Origin of the sequence: Streptomyces sp. NPDC050842 (assembly GCF_044456565.1) — a bacterium.
Taxonomy (GTDB): Bacteria; Actinomycetota; Actinomycetes; order Streptomycetales; family Streptomycetaceae; genus Streptomyces.
Map to the genome: position 1 here is coordinate 228,454 of NZ_JBITGA010000009.1, position 16,465 is coordinate 244,918.

A 16,465-nucleotide genomic window follows, 5' to 3' on the forward strand; every position below is an offset into this window, starting at 1 on the left:
GCCGGGGCACCGGCACGCGAAGGGGCCCGGGGACGGAACTCCCCGGGCCCCTTACGTCGCCGGCCGCTCTAGGCCACCGCGTCGAAGCCGGTGTCGGCGGCCATCTTCTTCAGTTCCAGCAGGGCGTGCTTCTCGATCTGGCGGATCCGCTCGCGCGTCAGGCCGTGCTGCTTGCCGACCTCCGTCAGCGTCCGCTCACGGCCGTCCTCGATCCCGTACCGCATGCGGATGATCGAGGCCGTGCGGTGGTCGAGCTTGGCGATGAGGTCGTCGAGCTCCTCGCTGCGCAGCAGCGTGAGGACCGACTGCTCGGGCGAGATCGCCGAGGTGTCCTCCAGGAGGTCGCCGAACTGAGTCTCGCCCTCGTCGTCCACCCCCATGTTCAGGGAGACCGGGTCGCGCGCCCAGTCGAGGACGTCGACGACCCGCTCCGGCTTGGTGTCCAGCTCCGCCGCGATCTCGGCCGGCTCCGGCTCCCGGCCGTGCTCCCGGTTGAACTCGCGCTGCACGCGGCGGATGCGGCCCAGCTCCTCCACCAGGTGGACGGGGAGCCGGATCGTCCGGGACTGGTCGGCGATCGACCGGGTGATGGCCTGACGGATCCACCACGTCGCGTACGTGGAGAACTTGAAGCCCTTCGCGTAGTCGAACTTCTCGACCGCGCGCACCAGGCCCGCGTTCCCCTCCTGGATCAGGTCGAGCAGCGGCAGCCCGCTGCGGGGGTAGCGCCGCGCGACGGCGACCACCAGCCGCAGATTGGACTTGATGAAGAGGTCCTTGGCACGCTCGCCCTCGGCGACCAGCGCTTCGAGCTCCTCACGGGCCGCGCCGCCCGCCTCGCTCTCTATGTCTCCGTCCAGGATCTGCTGGGCGTACACGCCCGCCTCGATCGTCTGGGAGAGCTCGACCTCCTTGGCGGCGTCGAGCAGGGGTGTGCGCGCGATCTCGTCGAGGTACATGCCGACCAGGTCGCGGTCGGCGATGTCCCCGCCCACGGCGCGAACGCTGCTGGCCCGGCTTGCCCCGCTCTTGGCGGAGGTCTGACGACGGGCGACGGCACGGGTTGCCATGCGTGCTCCCTTGCTGAGTAGGTCGCGACACCCTTTCGAGTGCCCTGCATCCGACGGAAACAACGACTGGAATCAGGACAGAATTCCCACCCGGCACATGGATTTTCGCGATCATGCAGTATCCTGCGCGGCCGCCGCCCCTTCGGGCATGCTGCGGAAACCCACGGAGGCGCAGGTCAGACCGGGCACGGGGGTGATGCGGCGCCGCTCGCGGGGGCTCCGACCACACTGTCGGTGAGACCGCGATCACATGCGGCGCCATCCCTTCAGACGTCGCCGGGGGCGTGGAGGTTGCCTGCGCCGTCCTCAGCCCCGGGGCCTAGGTCCCCAGCCCGTTACGCCCCGACCCGCGCCGCCCTAGCGTCGTCCCCATGAGCGACGAGAGCGGCAAGAACGGCAAGAGTCACGAGGGCAGCGGCCACGACACGACCGGCATCCTCGACGAGGCCCTCGAACGCCTCCACACCACCGGCCCCGAGCGCAACGGCCGGCTCACCAACCACGCCCCGATGGCCGTCGAGGCGCTCGTCCGCAACGGCCAGGCCCAGACGGTGCACCGCTGGCTCGACCACTACGCGCACAAGCTGGAGGAGCTCCCGCCCGCGAACCGCCCTGTCACGGTGGACGACTGGCGCGAGGCCCTCGGCGACCCGGCCCGGATCACCGACTGGACGCGCTTCTTCGCGCGGGAGCTCGACGGCCCCGCGGCCCGCCCGTGGCGCGAGGTCCTCGCCGAGTGGTGGCCCCGGCTGCTCCCCGGGATCGCGGCCGGGTCGACGCACCCCGCCATCCGTACCGGGCACGCCGTAAGGACGCTGCTGGCGACCGGCGAGACGGCGCCGCGCCGCGCCGAGCTGGCGCACGCCCTCGGCTACTGGGCGGCCCGCCACCAGCCGCTGCCGCCGCTCGTCCCGCTGGCCGTGGCGCCGAGCGCGGCGGCCGCCCTGGACGCCGTACCGCCGGTTCCGGAGCAGGACGGCGGGATGCGTGCCCGACTCGCCCAGCTGACGGCCTTCCCCGTCTGGGGCACCGCTCCGGACCCCGACACGGCCAAGGACCGGCTCACCGAGCTGGTGACGGCGGCCACCCATCGGTACGCGACGCACGGCCACGGCGAGCCGATCATGCTCGTGCACGCGGCGACAGCACCGAACGCGGTCCTCCGCGCGCTGCCCGCACTCCCCCGCGACCTGTGGGTACCGAGCCTGGGCGCGGCCTGGGCGGCCGCGGCCGCGGTGACGGCGGCCTACACCCCGAGAGACCCGCTCCCGTACAAGAAGATCGTTCTGACCTCCGAGGAGGTCTTCGCGCGGGCGGCGGCGCACGGCGACGACCACACGATCAAGTTCACCGACACGGCGCTCGACGTCGGCGACCCGCTCGCGCTGGCCGCCGCCGTCCGCTCGATCGAGCTGAACCCGCCGGTCCTGTAGCCGCTAGCCGAACTGGACGGACCGCTTGGCGAGCCCCATCCAGAAGCCGTCGATCACGGACCGCTCGGCGTCGAGGTCCCCGGCCGCGTCCGCCGCGCCCATGGTGACGAAGAGGGGGGCGAAGTGTTCCGTACGCGGGTGGGCGAGGCGTCCGGCCGGGGACTTCCGCTCGAAGTCGAGGAGCGCGTCGACGTCCCGGGCCGCGAGGGCGCGGTGCCCCCAGTCGTCGAACTCGGCGGACCAGCCCGGCACGCCGCCGCCGGTGTGGCGGAGGGCGGCGAGGTTGTGGGTGAAGAAGCCGCTGCCGACGATCAGGACGCCCTCGTCGCGCAGCGGGGCGAGCTTGCGCCCGATGTCCATGAGCCGGCGCGGGTCGAGGGTGGGCATGGAGATCTGGAGTACGGGGATGTCGGCGCCCGGGAACATCTCGACGAGCGGCACGTAGGCGCCGTGGTCGAGCCCCCGGTCGGGGATGTCCTGCACGGGTGTGCCGGGTCCGCGGAGCAGCTTGCGGACGGCCTCGGCGAGCTGTGGGGCGCCGGGAGCCGCGTACCGGACCCGGTAGTAGTGCTCGGGGAAGCCCCAGAAGTCGTAGACGAGGGGCACGGTCTCGGTGGCGCCGAGCGCGAGCGGGGCCTCCTCCCAGTGGGCGGAGACCATGAGGATCGCCTTGGGGCGCGGGAGGTCCGCGGACCAGGTGGCGAGCTCGCCGGGCCAGACGGGGTCGTCGGCGAGCGGCGGGGCGCCGTGGGACAGGTAGAGGGCGGGCATCCGTTCCAGCGTGGCGTCCATGGCGACGACCTCCGACATCCTCGTGGTACCTCAAACTTGCTTGAAACTTCAAGCTAGATGTCTGCAGAGTAAACGTACATAGTTCAACTTTCAAGAACGAGTCGTACGATGGGACCCATGGGAGACATGACCGAACCGCGCTGGCTCGACGACGAGGAACAGCGCACCTGGCGCGCGTACCTGCACGCCACCACGCTCCTGGAGGATCACCTCGACCGCCAGTTGCAGCGGGACGCCGGGATGCCGCACATCTACTACGGGCTGCTCGTCCAGCTCTCCCAGGCGCCCCGCCGGCGGCTCCGGATGACCGAGCTCGCCAAGAGCGCCAAGATCACCCGCTCCCGCCTCTCCCACGCGATCGCCCGGCTGGAGAAGAACGGCTGGGTGACGCGCGAGAACTGCCCCTCCGACAAGCGCGGCCAGTTCGCGCGGCTCACGGACGAGGGGATGGACGTCCTGCGCCGCACCGCGCCCGGCCATGTGGCGGCCGTACGCCAGGCCCTCTTCGACCGGCTCGCGCCGGAGCAGGTCGAACAGCTCGGCGCGATCATGCGGGTGATGGCCGAGGGCCTCGAACCGGCGGACCCGGACGCGGACCTGCCCTGGCTCCGCTGAGTACGCGGGGCCAGGGCAGGTCCGGAATCCACCGAGGGGTCAGTGGGCGATGACGGGCACCTTCACCTCGTCGTCCGCGCCCGCTCCGGACCCGGCGACGACCCCCATCTCCGGCTTCCCGGTGTTGATCAGCACGAAGGCGATCGTGGCCGAGACGACCAGGATGCCGACGGCCCACCAGATGGCCGCGGCGTAACCCTCGACCATGCCCTGGAGCTGGACCAGCTTCTGCGCGGCCGGGGTGGTCGCGCCGGCCGCGTGGTCGGCCAGGTAGGCGGTGGTCGCCGAGGCAGCGATCGTGTTCAGCAGGGCCGTACCGATGGCACCGCCGACCTGCTGCGAGGTGTTGACCATCGCGGAGGCCACACCGGCGTCCCGCGGGTCCACGCCGAACGTCGCGAGCGACATGGCCGGCATGAACGCCGTACCCATGCCCAGACCGAGCAGCAGCTGCGCGGGCAGGATCAGACCGGCGTACGAGGTGCCGACCTCCAGCTGCGTGAGGAGCAGCATGCCGGCGGCGGCGGTGAGGAAGCCCGGGGCCATGAGCAGCCGCGGCGGGACCCGGGTCATCAGCCGCGTACCGATCTGCGTCGAACCGACGATCATGCCCACGATCATGGGCAGGAACGCGAAGCCCGTCATGACGGGCGAGTAGCCCTTCACGATCTGGAGGTAGTACGTCAGGAAGAGGAAGAGGCCGAACATCGCGATGACGGCGAGACCCAGCGACAGGTAGACGCCGCCGCGGTTGCGGTCGGTGAGGACGCGCAGCGGCAGGAGCGGCGACTTGACCCGCGACTCGGTGAACACGAACACCGCGAGCAGGACGGCGGAGCCGACGAAGAGGCCGATCGTGCCGGCGTCGCTCCAGCCCTCGGACTCGGCGCGCGTGAAGCCGTAGACGAGCGCGACCAGACCCAGGGTGGAGAGGATCACGCCGGGGATGTCGAGCGAGGAGCGGTTGCGGCCGCCCGCGGGCTCACGGATCACGAAGTACGCGCCGACGGCGGCGACGATCGCGAACGGGATGTTGACGAAGAACGTCCAGCGCCAGTTCAGGTACTCGGTGAGGAAACCGCCGAGGATCAGGCCCACGGCGCCGCCGCCACCGGCGATCGCGCCGTAGATGCCGAAGGCCTTCGCGCGCTCCTTGGCGTCGGTGAAGGTCACGGCGAGCAGCGAGAGCGCGGCGGGCGCGAGGAGCGCGCCGAAGGCGCCCTGGAGCGCGCGGGCACCGAGCATCATGGCCTCGCCGTTCGCGGCCCCGCCGAGGGCGGAGGCGGCGGCGAAGCCGATCAGTCCGACGACGAAGGTCCGCTTGCGGCCCCACAGGTCGGCGATGCGGCCGCCGAAGAGGAGGAGACCGCCGAAGGCGAGGGCGTAGGCGGTGATGACCCACTGCCGGTTGCCGTCCGAGATCCCGAGGTCCTGCTGGGCGGAGGGCAGCGCGATGTTCACGATCGTCGCGTCGAGCACGACCATCAGCTGGGCGAGGGCGATGAAGACGAGTGCTTTCCAGCGGCCGGGGTCGACCTCGGCCTGGCTCGCGGGGCTCTCGGGGATTTTGGACATGGGGGTAGCCACCTCTTGGCGCGTACAGGTGAAAAAGGGCGTAAAAGACGTAAGGGGGAAGCGCTTCGCTAAGAAGTCGTCACGACCGCCGGCAGGAGTCGCGTCTCAGGTCCTCCAGGGTCGCGGCCGTCCCGGGCAGCTCGGAGCGCGCGGGCGCCTCCAGGCCGTCGAGGAACAGCTGCAGGTGACGGTGGACGAACTGGTCGAAGTTCGCGCAGGGCGTGCCCGGCAGCGGGCGGGTCAGCTGTGAGACCGCCACCATCAGGTCCCCGACGCCGACGTCGGAGCGGAGTCGGCCGGCGCGCTGCGCCCGCTCGACGAGGCCCTGGACGGCCTCCTCCAGGCGCTCGCGCTCGACGGTCAGATCGGGGTGGTCGTTGTCGAAGGCCCCGTCGAGCATCGGGCACAGGGCGCCGATGCGTTCGTCGGCGGCGGCGTGGGTGAAGCGACGGAGGGCGGCGAAGGTGTCGGTCTCCTCCTCGGCGGCGCGCTCGGCGAGCTCGGTGACGCGGGCCATGAGGGAGAGGACGACCTCGCGGACGAGGTCGGTGCGCTCGGGGAAGTTGCGGTAGAGCGTGGCGTTCCCGACGCCGGCGCGGCGCGCCACCTCGTCGTACGGCACCTGGGGGCCGAACTCGACGAACATCTCGCGGGCCGCCGTCACGATCCGCTCGCGGTTGCGCAGGGCGTCCGCGCGCGGGCGGGGTACGCGGCGGACGGGCGCGGTGTCCGGGGCGCCGGCCACGGGGGTACGGGTCACGCCACAACCTCCTCGACAACAGTCATCGGTCATCCGCATCGACATCCGGGGACGGACTCCCCACTTCGCGGAACACAGGGTTAAACGGGGACGCGGTCCCCGGTTATTTCCCCTTCGCGATGTGACGTGAGTCACAGCCGACACGCCGTAGGGGATCCCCACACGATCGGTCCACCCGGCGCGCGCCTCCGACCCACTCGCCACAGGCTGATCGCACGACACGGATCTCCGTCCGTCTCCCCGGACGTCTCCCCGGACGTCTCCCCGCGCAGGAGATCCGTGCCACAGACCTGCCCCCACCGGAGAGGCGTCCGTATGCAGCACCCCCGCCGACGGATACGCAGGCCCGTCGCCCTGGCAGCGACCACGGCCCTCTCCCTCGCGCTGCTCGCCTCCGCGAGCACGACGCTCCCCGACCCCGCCCCGGCCTCGGCCGGCCCCGTGGCCGCCGCGCCGAGCGGCGCGCAGCTCGGGCCGTGCCGGATCGCCACCACGCTGGGCGTGCAGATGTCGGAGGGGCTGCCCACCGCCCCCGGATACGTCCGCTCCACGGGCCGCATCAAGGCCCTCACGCTGATGGTCGACTTCACGGACGCCGTCGGGGAGGGCACCGCGATGAGCCGTTTCCGCGAGTTCTTCCCGCAGACCTCCGACTGGTTCCACACCAGCTCGTACGGGCGCCTGACGTACCAGGCCGAGGTCCCGATGACCGACTGGCTGCGGATGCCCCGGCCGTTCTCCGCGTACGGGATCGAGCGCGGCTCACCGTACGAGCCGGGCTACCGCTCCCTCGTCGAGGACATCGTGAAGGCCGCCGACGCGAAGGTGGACTTCAGCGCGTACGACCTGGTCAACGTCCTCGTCACGCCGAACGCCGGGCCCTCCGCCCTCGACACCGTCCTGTCCGTGACCTTCTCCGGCAACGACGACGCCCCGTACGCCGACGGCGTGCCGCTCGCCAACACGTCCTTCGTCTACAGCCGTCAGGACGACGGCTCCGGCAGCTTCGCGGAGACCGGCTACCGGGTGCTGCCCCACGAGAACGGCCACGTCTTCGGCCTGCCCGACCTCTACACCGCGGACGGCGGCGGCACCGTCGGCCACTGGGACATCATGTCGGAGGACTGGGGGGCCAACAACGACCTGCTCGGCTGGCACAAGTGGAAGCTGGGCTGGCTCGACAACGACCAGATCAACTGCGCGTCCGGCCCCGGCTCCACCGACTACACCCTCACCCCGCTGGCCGTCCCCGGCGGCCCCAAGCTCGCCTTCGTCCCGCTCTCCGGCACCTCGGGGTACGCGATCGAGGTGCGCAGCAAGGAGGGCAACGACGAGGCGGTCTGCGAGCAGGGCGTGCTCGTCTACCGGGTCGAGTCCGACGTCGACACCGGCCACGGCCCGGTGACCGTCTCCGACAGCGACCGCTCCAGCGGCGGCTGCACGCGGCGCCCGAACGTCCACGCGGAGCTGTCGGACGCCCCGTACCGCCCGGGCGAGACGTTCACGGACCGGGCCGGGGGCATTCGGATCAGCGTCCTCGGCGAGGACGAGGGCGGCGCGTACCGCATCCGCGTCACCCGCCGCTGAAGGCGTCCTTCAGCTCCCGCTTGAGCAGCTTCCCGGTCGGATTCCGCGGCAGCTCTTCCTCCCGTACGAGGACCCGGGCGGGCACCTTGAAGGCGGCGAGGCGCGCGCCGACGTGCGCCCGCAGCCGCTCGGCGGCGGTGTCGACGGCCGCCCCGTCCCGCAGCCGCACGACGGCCACGACCTCCTCGCCGAGCACGGGATGCGGAACGCCGAGAACGGCGGCGTCGAGGACGTCCGGATGCTCATGCAGCACGCCCTCGACCTCGACGCAGTACACGTTCTCGCCGCCGCGGATCACCATGTCCGTGAGCCGGTCGACGACACTGACGCGCCCCTCCTCGTCCACGCGGGCGAGGTCACCGGTCCGGAACCACCCGTCCCCGGTGAACGCGGCCCGGGTGGCGTCCTCGTTCCCCCAGTACCCACGGACAAGCGACTGCCCCCGCAGCCACAGCTCCCCCACACCGTCCTCGTCGGGCCGGTCGATCCGCACCTCGGTGGCGGGCGAGGGGCGGCCGACGCTCCCGGGATGGGCGCGGTACTCGGCCCCGACGTTCGACAGGACGCCGCCGCAGGTCTCGGTCAGCCCGTAGCCGTTGCGGGGCTCGACGCGCTCACCGTACGCGGCGGTGATCCCGGCGACGATCCCGGGCGGGGCGGCGGCGCCGCCGGTACTGAGCAGCACGAGGCTCTCCAGCCCGTCCTTCTCGGCGCGGGCGGCATCGAGGAGCTGGAGGGCGGTGGTGGGCACCCCGGCGTAGTGGGTGACGCCATGCTCCCGGATCAGCTCGAGCGCCTGCCCGGCATCCCACTTCCGCATCATCACCAGCGTCCCGCCGGCCGCCATGACGGCATAGAACGAGGTGAACGCGGCGACGTGGAAGAAGGGAAAGGTCGTCAGCGAGACGGGCGCGGGCCCGGTCCCGGGCACCTCTCCCCGGGCGAGGGCGGCAGCGGCGGCGAAGTACCGGGGATTCATGGCGGCCCCCGCCTGCGCGAGGTGCGTGGCGACGGCGCCCTTGGGCCGGCCGGTGGTGCCGGAGGTGTAGATGACGGTGGCGTCGTGCTCGGGCAGGACGTCGACGGCCGGCGGCCCGAGATAGGGGTCGAGGTCGGCGACGTACGCGACGAACCCCTCCTCCGCCTCCCCCTGGAAGACGATCCCCGGCACACGGTTCTCCCGCGCCCAGGCCCGCACCCGCTCGACGCGCTCCCCGTCGACGAGCAACACCGCGGGCGCGCAGTCGTCCAGGGCGTACGTGAACTCGTCCTCGGTCCACCAGGCGTTGAGGGGTACGGCGACGAGCCCGGCGAGCTGGGCGGCCCAGAAGGCGACCTGCCACTCGGGAAGGTTCCGCATGGCGACGACGGCCCGGTCCCCGGGGCGCAGCCCGTACTCCCCGACGAACCGCCGGGCGAGCCCGCAGGCGGCGTCGAAGAACTCCCGATAGGTCGTCCGTCCGGCCTCGGACACGAGGAACACCCGGTCCCCATAGGCCCAGACGACCTCCACGAACTCCCGCAGAGTCCGCGGCCCGCTCACGTACACCCCGTCCTCGACGGCGAAGGGCGCCCCGTCGACGGTCAGCCGCTCCACCCCACCCGACACCACCACGAGACCTCCTGAGCGCTTGCTTACCCCGGCCCGGCGACGCTATGCGCCCCCGGTACGGGGGTCAACCCACGAGCAGCGGGCGGCGCCGGAGCAGCGCGCCGACTACACGCCGCTCATCCCGACGACACCTTCCACACTCTCCGCAACGTGACACCCGTCACATCATGATCGCTGCGGTAGGCGTCCGTTTACTCCGGCATTACTCTCCATCCCACCATCCGGACGCGTAGCCACAGCCGCCTGACCAGCGGAGCGACGCTACGTGACGCCGGTGTGCAAGCAGAGCTCGGGGGGCTCGTACATGGCAGTAACAGGCATGCGCGTATTGGGACTCTCCCCACTGGAGGAGAGCATCTACCGACACTTCCTGCGGAATCCCGACACCACGGACGGAGACATCCACCTCCTGCTACGGGCCGACCGCGAGGCCGTGACCACCGCCCAGGACCGGCTGCGCGAACTCGGCCTGCTGTACGGGACCGACCGGCAGACCGTGTGCCCGACCGATCCGGCGATCGTCGTGGACCGGCTCACCGAGCTGCGGCTGCGCGAACTGCACCAGGAGCTCCAGGAGGTCACCCGATGCCGGCACCTGGTCGCCGACCTGCGGGACGAACAGAGTCCGGCGCTTGCCTCGCCGCAGTCCGTCGAGCGCATGGAGAACGTGGCGCAGATCCGCAGCCGGATCGACGACCTCGCCTTCTTCGCCCGCGAGGAGATCCTGTCCGTCGAGCCGTACACGGTGCTGACGCCCGAGAACATCGCGCACTCGCGCCCGCTGGACCTGCGCTGCCTGAGCCGGGGCGTCCGGATCCGCAGCGTCGTCCTCCAGGAGGCCCTCGACGACCCACTGACCGTCGGCTACCTGCGGGAACTCACCGCGAAGGGAGCGGAGATCCGGGTGGCGGACGACCTCTCGGAGCGCGTCCTCGTCTACGACCGGCGCACCGCCCTGGTCCCGATCGATCCCGAGGACACCTCGCGGGGCGCCCTGGTGGCCCAGGAGACCGGCCTCGTCGCCGGCATCCTCGCCCTCTTCGAGAAGATCTGGTGCCAGGCCACGGACCTGTCGACGATCATCGCGGACGACCAGGACTGCCCGGGCGGGCTCGCCGAGACGGAGCTGCAGGTCCTGAAGTCCATGTGCCACGTCGGCAAGGACGAGATCGGCGCCCGGGACCTGGGCATGTCGGTACGGACCTACCGGCGGCACGTGGCCGACCTCCTGCGCGTCCTGGGCGCGTCCAGCCGCCCGCACGCCGCCCTGCTGGCGCGCGAACGCGGCTGGATCTGAGGGCCGTTCGCGGCCCGCCCACCCGTGGAGCGGCTCTTACGAGACGGCCGCGCCCTGGAGGTCCTGGACGGCCCGGCGTACCGCGGCCGACACCGGGGCGGCGCCGTCGGACAGGGCCGCCAGCCGGTCCTTGAGTGCGCGGCGCCGGTCGGCGGCCAGGACCGTGCCCAACTGGCCGCCCGCATGGGCGAGTCCGGCGAGGAGCGCGGCGCGGCCGCCGGCGGCGGGGGCCGCCGGGTCCTCGACCGCGGCGGCCACCGCGGCGCGCACCTGCCCGGCGGCGGTGAGACCGGACGGAGTGAGGCCGGCCCGGTTCAGCGGGAAGACGCCGAAGACCCGGCCGGTGCTCCGCTCGAGGAGGCCGTCCTTCTCCAGGCCCCGCAGCACCTCGTGGATCGACGCACGACCGTCCTTGCGGACCCAGTGCAGCCACTTCCTGCCGGGTTCCGCCGCGATCCGCTGCCACACCTCCTTGAGCGCGGCGTCCTGCGGAGCCTCGCCCACGGCCCCGGCCGTCCCCGCCTCGTCCGTCAGGGCGCCGCCGTCGAGCAGTTCGGCGAGCAGCGCACCGCGCACCGCCGGAGCCAAGGACTGCCGGACCGGAAGCCTGCCGCCCTCCGCGTCGAAGGCGAGCAGGATCATGTCGCCCGCCAGGGTCGTCACAGGTGTCACAGGTGTTCCTCTCATCCGGGCACCGCACCGGCAACAACCGCCGGTTTCCTGGCAGTCTGCCCTGCCAGCATGCCGAGCGCCGCTTCCTCGCCGGGCGGGAAGCCCAGCCGGTTCATCACCATGTGCAGGTGGTGGAGCACCTGATGGTCCCGGGAGCCGGGGGCCCGCAGGAGGAGTCCGGCCAGCGCGTCGGCGTGCGCGTCGATGCGCTGGCGCGCACCGGGCGCGGGCACGCCCTGCTCCCGGACCCCGGCCGAGACACCCCCGAGCAGGGGCCTGAGCTGCTCCCCGCCGGCGGCCAGGCGCAGTTGCCAGCCCCACCGGGTGCGATGGCGGACCCAGAAGACGTCCCGCTCCTCCTCGGTCAGCACCCGCGCGGTGAGCGCCCGGGCGAAGTAGACGGCGTGCGCGGCCCGTTCGAAGCGCCGGGGCAGGGCGGCGAGGTCGAGCCCGGCGCAGAACGCGCTGTCCAGGTGGAAGATGCGCTCGGCGACGGCGACACCCTCCGGGCCGCCGTACTTGGCCGACTCCGGTGCGTACAGCGCGGGGGTGACGCCACGGGCCGTCGAGCCGGGCGGCAGGGCGCCGGGCAGCAGGCCGACGGAGTCCTCGGGCCGCTCCTCCAGCGTGCCCAGCAGACCGGTGAGCTCCTCTCGGGCGACGGCGTCCAGCGCGTCCACCGCGTCGGCCCCGGCGCGCAGCCGCAGCCGCAGGTGGTGGCCGGTGGCGTCCCAGTACCGGATGAAGAACCACTCCTCGCTGTCCAGCCTCCCGGCCTGTGCGGCCAGCCATGGCACGAGGGTGCGGACCGCGGCGTCCATCATCCGGGGACCACCCGGGTAGACCCGTACGTACCACCAGTCCCGCTGGGGAACCGCCATGCTCATGCTTCCTCCTCCGGTCGCCGCCAACGCAGCAGCGCGATGTGCTCGGCGGCCCGCGTGCCGCCCGCCGCGTCCCGCAGCGGATGCGCGGACCTGGCCGGCAGCGCCTCGACCAGGCGCAGGTGGCCGGTGGCCGGGCCGGCCCACTGGGCGAGCACGGACAGCGAGAGCGGCGAGGTCAGCGAGACCCACAGGGGCTTGCGGTCCGTGCCCTGCTCGCCCGGCCCGAAGCCGGTCAGCCGGTGGCAGAAGACCTCCTCCGGCAGGCCGTGCGCCCGCCGGAACGCCTCGGCGCGCAGCGCGGTCTCGGCGTCGCTCTCGCCCGGCCTCGGCACGGGCAGTTCGGCCGCCGGGACGACCCACGAGGCGCGGGAGACGGTGACGCGGCCGAAGCCGGTCCGCGGCGTCGGCACGACCTCGTCGGTGCGCTGCTCCTGGAGTCCGAACGGCAGGACGTAGTCCGAGTGCGGCGAGCCGTTGACCCACGGGTCGGCGAGCACGGCGAGCAGCCGGGCGAACGGCGGGAAGAGGTGCGGCGGGACAAGACCGAGGTAGGCGAGGCCGACCGGGTCGCCCGCGCGGTCGCGCAGCGCGAGGGTGCCGTCGCCGGGGTCGTGCGTGAGGACGGTGTCGGTCAGGTCGAGGCCGTCGGCGGCCGGGATCTCGCCGGGCAGCAGCAGGGGCGGCAGCAGGCCGGCCGACCGCGACTGGGCCGTGTTGATCTCCGTCCACAGGACGAGTTCCCGGCAGGTCCGGCCGGGCCAGCAGGCCCGGACGTGCTCGCGCAGCCGGTCGCGGAAGCCTTCGCCGAGCAGCGGCCCGAAGCGGGTCACGAGCCCGCCCGTACCGGGGTTGAACTGGTTGACCACCAGCCGGTAGTCGCCGCCGCTCACGGCCTGCGGGCCGGTCGCGGCGAGCTGGAACAGCACCGCCGCGGCGGGCGGCGCGCTGCTCGGCCCGACCGGCAGCCAGGCCCGCGCCCCCGCGGTCTCCCGCTCGGCACGGTCGGCGACGGAGGCCTGGTCGAGGTCGGGCTGCGCGTCACCGTCGACGGCGACGCGCATGAGGAACCCGAGCACGTCGGTGCAGGTCCCGCCCGGCCCGTACTCGGCCGTGAAGCGGTCCACGAGCACGTCGTAGAGGTGGGAGCGGAAGACGAACGGCCGCATGCGGCGTCCCAGTTCGGTCAGGTCGGCGCGGACCTCCGGCACGTCGAGGACCCGGGGCAGGGCGAGGTCGCTCGCGACGTCCTCGTACAGCACCTCCCCCGACGCGAACCGGTCGAGACCGGCCCGTCGGGCCCAGCGACCGGCGGTGCGGCGGGCCCGGGTGAGCGTCTCGGTCCGTTCGTCCTCGCCGGCGGCGGAGAGGGCGGCGGCCGAGTCCCTCACCTCCCGCACCTCGCCCGCGATCCCGTCCTCGGGGTGTCCCGCGAGCAGCTCCGCCACGGCGCCCATCGGGTCGCCGCCGCGCCGCCACGGCGGTACGGGTGCGATCAGCCCGGTGTCGAGCAGGCGCCGGAAGCGGCGGAAGGGGTCTGGGCCGCCGAGCCCGGACAGCAGCCCGTCCAGGGAGTGTTCGACGTCGGGCGCGAAGCCCGACAGCCAGGGCGCCGCGTGGTCGGCCTCCACCACCCGGTCGAGCCGCCAGGCCAGACCGCCGTCGGCGACGGGTTCGGGCAGCAGGACGAGGCCGCCGGGGGCGTCGGGACCACCGGGCCGGAGCGGCGCGAGCCGGTAGCGCAGCAGACCGGCGGTACCGGCCTCGCGCGCCAGGCAGCGCAGGGCCAGCTGGGCGAGGGCGGTGGCGGCGTAGCTGTGGGCGGCGGGGGCGGCGGTGTGGACGGCGGACGCGTCGGCGTGGGCGGCGGACGCGTCGGCGTGGGCGGCGGGGGCCTCGGCCTCGGCGGCGCCGGTCGAGCCGCCCTCTCCGACAGTGGTCAGCGTGGAGAACGGGCTGGTCTTCACGGCGGCCCGGGACACATAGGAGTAGAGCGTGCGCAGGTTGCGGGTCTCGGCGGGGCGGCGGCGCGGGCGGCCGTGCCGCAGCCAGTCGGGCGCGGCCAGCGCCGCGGCCCGGGCGAAACCCGTATCGGCGAGGTGGCCGGCGAGTGCCGCCGGGGCCGCCGCACGGTCCTCGGCCAGCAGGACGTCGAGCCGCCGGGCGGCCTCGTCACGCAGCCGTACGGCCGTCTGCCAGCCGTGGAATCCGGCGGTCGCCTCGGGCCCGGCCAACTCGGCGATGCGAGGCGGCAGTTCCTCGCCCCACGGCAGGGCCCGCAGCCGGTGCGCGGCCCGCTTGGCGGCCAGCACCTGGCGGCGCAGCGGCACTTCGTCGTCCAGGAGGGGCACCAGCGGGAAGCAGGCGTCCTCCACGGCGGGCCGCCTGCGCTCCAGTTCCGCGTGGGCGTCGGCGGCCTCCGCGATGGCCCGTCGCGTGGCGGACCCGGTGAGGTCCAGGGCCTCGGTGGGCAGACCGCCCACCCGGGTCAGGAGCGGTCCGGAGATCTCGGGGGCGGTCACGGCAGCGACCGTCCGACCAGCTCGAACGACCAGATCAGCGACTGGACGACGAAGTAGCCGAGCGCCACGGTGTAGACGCAGCACACGATGCCGTACGTGACGTGCAGCCGGCGGCTGCGGGCCGGCATCCGCTCCAGGAAGCCCGGCAGCGGGCGGCCGAGGAGGCGGTGCTTCAGCAGGGTGAAGGCGCGGCCCCGCGCGTCGACGAGGCCGAAGCCGGCTTCCAGCGCCGCGTAACCGTCGCTCGGGAGCATCGGGTTGATGTTGGTGACCAGGTTGAGCATCTGGAAGATCAGCAGCGCCCCGGCCACCTGCGCGGCCGGTCCGTCCGTGGTGAGCACGAGCAGGGCGGCGGCGCCGGTGAACCAGCCGTCGCTGAGCGGGCCCGCGAGGGCGAGCAGGACCCGGCCGCCTCGGGAGCGGACGCGGTAGGCGTCGGTGCGGTCGACGTAGGCGAGCGGCATGAAGTAGAAGAGCAGCGCCACTCCGAGGCCCCGCACGGGCACCTTGAGCACCTGGCAGACCACGGCGTGCGCGCTCTCGTGCACCAGGATCTGGAGGAACATCAGCGCGATGGCGACGAGGGTGCCCGTGCCCAGCAGGTCCTTGGCCGGCGGGGCCGAGGTCAGGACCGCGTAGAGGCCGAGCAGGATGCCGAGGACGCCGCCGCCGGCGAAGACGCCGACCGACAGCCAGGCCGGCACGGGGCGCAGCAGCCGGGCCACCGGTTCCAGGACCGTCGGGAGCGAGCGGGTGATGACGAAGCGGGGCATGAGCATGGTGGTGCCGAAGCGGCCGCCGGCGCGCTTCTTGGGCGCCCGCTCGGCTTCGGTGCCGACGAGGAGGCCGCTGCGGCCCAGTTCGTCGACGAAGGCGGCGAGCTCTCCGCGCACGCCTTCGGCGGGTACGCCCCGGCGCTCGGCCATGAGGGCCGAGAGCTCGTCCAGCGAGTGGGCTCCGTCGAACTGGCGGAGCAGCGCGGCCGCCGACTTGGTCAGCCGGTGGTAGGTCCCGCCCTTCGGATCGAACATCAGGGGGTGGTCGTCCATCCCCCGGATGATCTCCAGATCCTCCCGGAGCTTGGGTGCGGTGCACGTGTCCACGGCGCGGTTCCTCCCTCCGCAGCGGCGGCCGGTCCGCTACCGTGCCGGGCCGCCTGGCTCTAATCTGGTGGTTCAGTCCGGTCCGGGAAAAGCGGACCGGGTGGGGCCTGTCCGGCGGATCAGGGTCGGATAGGTCGCGGGGTCTGGCGCGGTGCATCGCAAGGCGCCGGAGCGTCCTCATAGCGGAGCTATGTGGGCGTTTCGGCAACGCGGCGAGGTGCCGTGCCAGACCCCGCGGCCCCGGCCATGATCCGCCGGACAGGCCCCAGGGGCCCTGGGCCCCGGGGTACTAGGACCACCCCGGAGCCCAGGGATCCGAGCGGCTGATCAGCCGCCCTGGCTGGAGACGCTGCTCATCGAGCCGACACAGCCGACGGGGCAGCTGGCCGAGCCGGCGCAGGCGCCGCAGAACGCGGTGGTGAAACCGGGGCTGACGGCGTCCTGGAGGACCTCCAGGTCGAGGGACTCGGACCACAGCTCGAGCTCGTTGTCGAGGTTCTCGTTCATGGCGTTCGCTTCCTTTCGGGTGGGTGTGGTGGTGCC

The 16,465-nt window shown here is 73.0% G+C and carries 14 protein-coding genes; 4 read left to right on the plus strand and 10 right to left on the minus strand.

All coding sequences use genetic code 11. The features are described from left to right. Nucleotides 1-68: 68 nt before the first annotated feature. Nucleotides 69-1,070 carry an RNA polymerase sigma factor RpoD/SigA gene (locus tag ACIBG6_RS29035; RefSeq protein ID WP_399225618.1) on the minus strand — a complete coding sequence of 334 codons (1,002 nt, stop codon included), beginning with the start codon at nucleotides 1,068-1,070 and terminating at the stop codon, nucleotides 69-71. 371 nt (nucleotides 1,071-1,441) lie between these two features. On the opposite strand from ACIBG6_RS29035, the gene ACIBG6_RS29040 reads away from it, so the two are divergent. Beyond that, complete coding sequence (locus tag ACIBG6_RS29040; protein WP_399225619.1) at nucleotides 1,442-2,503, plus strand: questin oxidase family protein; 1,062 nt, start codon at nucleotides 1,442-1,444, stop codon at nucleotides 2,501-2,503. Nucleotides 2,504-2,506: 3 nt separating this feature from the next. On the opposite strand, the gene ACIBG6_RS29045 is transcribed toward ACIBG6_RS29040, so the two are convergent. Continuing rightward, nucleotides 2,507-3,295 (minus strand): dioxygenase, encoded by a 789-nt coding sequence (locus ACIBG6_RS29045; protein WP_399225784.1) that lies wholly within the window; start codon nucleotides 3,293-3,295, stop codon nucleotides 2,507-2,509. Between the two features lie 108 nt (nucleotides 3,296-3,403). Here ACIBG6_RS29045 and ACIBG6_RS29050 point away from each other — a divergent pair, with 108 nt between their 5' ends. After that, nucleotides 3,404-3,910 carry a MarR family transcriptional regulator gene (locus ACIBG6_RS29050; RefSeq protein ID WP_329622876.1) on the plus strand — a complete coding sequence of 169 codons (507 nt, stop codon included), beginning with the start codon at nucleotides 3,404-3,406 and terminating at the stop codon, nucleotides 3,908-3,910. 39 nt (nucleotides 3,911-3,949) lie between these two features. On the opposite strand, the gene ACIBG6_RS29055 is transcribed toward ACIBG6_RS29050, so the two are convergent. Both ACIBG6_RS29055 and ACIBG6_RS29060 read right to left on the minus strand, forming a co-directional pair. Beyond that, nucleotides 3,950-5,485: an MFS transporter gene (locus ACIBG6_RS29055; protein WP_399225620.1), complete on the minus strand. Its 1,536-nt coding sequence runs from the start codon at nucleotides 5,483-5,485 to the stop codon at nucleotides 3,950-3,952. A gap of 79 nt (nucleotides 5,486-5,564) precedes the next feature. After that, nucleotides 5,565-6,245, minus strand: coding sequence for a TetR/AcrR family transcriptional regulator (locus ACIBG6_RS29060; RefSeq protein ID WP_399225621.1), 681 nt, complete (start codon nucleotides 6,243-6,245; stop codon nucleotides 5,565-5,567). Between the two features lie 315 nt (nucleotides 6,246-6,560). On the opposite strand from ACIBG6_RS29060, the gene ACIBG6_RS29065 reads away from it, so the two are divergent. Beyond that, a complete protein-coding gene (locus tag ACIBG6_RS29065; RefSeq protein ID WP_399225622.1) occupies nucleotides 6,561-7,832 on the plus strand; it encodes a M6 family metalloprotease domain-containing protein in 1,272 nt (423 codons plus the stop codon). On the opposite strand, the gene ACIBG6_RS29070 is transcribed toward ACIBG6_RS29065, so the two are convergent. Next, nucleotides 7,819-9,447 (minus strand): class I adenylate-forming enzyme family protein, encoded by a 1,629-nt coding sequence (locus tag ACIBG6_RS29070; protein ID WP_399225623.1) that lies wholly within the window; start codon nucleotides 9,445-9,447, stop codon nucleotides 7,819-7,821. The two genes, ACIBG6_RS29065 and ACIBG6_RS29070, sit on opposite strands and share 14 nt — an antisense overlap. Nucleotides 9,448-9,748: 301 nt before the next feature. Between ACIBG6_RS29070 and ACIBG6_RS29075 the strand changes: the two genes are divergently transcribed. Continuing rightward, nucleotides 9,749-10,741, plus strand: coding sequence for a helix-turn-helix transcriptional regulator (locus ACIBG6_RS29075; RefSeq protein WP_399225624.1), 993 nt, complete (start codon nucleotides 9,749-9,751; stop codon nucleotides 10,739-10,741). 36 nt (nucleotides 10,742-10,777) lie between these two features. Here the strand turns inward: ACIBG6_RS29075 and ACIBG6_RS29080 are convergent, their stop codons facing one another. The 5 genes from ACIBG6_RS29080 to ACIBG6_RS29100 form a co-directional block, all read right to left on the minus strand. Next, entirely contained in the window at nucleotides 10,778-11,413 is a 636-nt protein-coding gene (locus ACIBG6_RS29080; protein ID WP_399225625.1) for a GPP34 family phosphoprotein, read from the minus strand. Nucleotides 11,414-11,424: 11 nt separating this feature from the next. Continuing rightward, the gene (locus ACIBG6_RS29085) at nucleotides 11,425-12,300 is read right to left on the minus strand and encodes a lantibiotic dehydratase C-terminal domain-containing protein (protein ID WP_399225626.1); all 876 of its coding nucleotides are present in this window, start codon (nucleotides 12,298-12,300) and stop codon (nucleotides 11,425-11,427) included. Then, on the minus strand, nucleotides 12,297-14,819 hold the full coding sequence (locus ACIBG6_RS29090) for a lantibiotic dehydratase (RefSeq protein ID WP_399225627.1): 2,523 nt from the start codon (nucleotides 14,817-14,819) through the stop codon (nucleotides 12,297-12,299). Before ACIBG6_RS29090 ends, ACIBG6_RS29085 begins: the two co-directional genes overlap by 4 nt. Then, nucleotides 14,816-15,922, minus strand: coding sequence for a PqqD family peptide modification chaperone (locus ACIBG6_RS29095; RefSeq protein WP_399225628.1), 1,107 nt, complete (start codon nucleotides 15,920-15,922; stop codon nucleotides 14,816-14,818). The genes ACIBG6_RS29090 and ACIBG6_RS29095 overlap by 4 nt, the downstream gene beginning before the upstream one ends. 327 nt (nucleotides 15,923-16,249) lie before the next feature. Then, nucleotides 16,250-16,429 (minus strand): thiocillin family RiPP, encoded by a 180-nt coding sequence (locus ACIBG6_RS29100; RefSeq protein ID WP_055642953.1) that lies wholly within the window; start codon nucleotides 16,427-16,429, stop codon nucleotides 16,250-16,252. Nucleotides 16,430-16,465 lie beyond the last annotated feature (36 nt).

What these genes read in the sequence shown, in the direction of transcription:
- ACIBG6_RS29055 (WP_399225620.1), bottom strand. Translation starts at nt 5,485, where the DNA reads ATGTCCAAAATCCCCGAGAGCCCCGCGAGCCAGGCCGAGGTCGACCCC.
- ACIBG6_RS29085 (WP_399225626.1), bottom strand. Translation starts at nt 12,300, where the DNA reads ATGAGCATGGCGGTTCCCCAGCGGGACTGGTGGTACGTACGGGTCTAC.
- ACIBG6_RS29100 (WP_055642953.1), bottom strand. Translation starts at nt 16,429, where the DNA reads ATGAACGAGAACCTCGACAACGAGCTCGAGCTGTGGTCCGAGTCCCTC.
- ACIBG6_RS29045 (WP_399225784.1), bottom strand. Translation starts at nt 3,295, where the DNA reads ATGGACGCCACGCTGGAACGGATGCCCGCCCTCTACCTGTCCCACGGC.
- ACIBG6_RS29040 (WP_399225619.1), top strand. Translation starts at nt 1,442, where the DNA reads ATGAGCGACGAGAGCGGCAAGAACGGCAAGAGTCACGAGGGCAGCGGC.
- ACIBG6_RS29035 (WP_399225618.1), bottom strand. Translation starts at nt 1,070, where the DNA reads ATGGCAACCCGTGCCGTCGCCCGTCGTCAGACCTCCGCCAAGAGCGGG.
- ACIBG6_RS29050 (WP_329622876.1), top strand. Translation starts at nt 3,404, where the DNA reads ATGGGACCCATGGGAGACATGACCGAACCGCGCTGGCTCGACGACGAG.
- ACIBG6_RS29065 (WP_399225622.1), top strand. Translation starts at nt 6,561, where the DNA reads ATGCAGCACCCCCGCCGACGGATACGCAGGCCCGTCGCCCTGGCAGCG.
- ACIBG6_RS29075 (WP_399225624.1), top strand. Translation starts at nt 9,749, where the DNA reads ATGGCAGTAACAGGCATGCGCGTATTGGGACTCTCCCCACTGGAGGAG.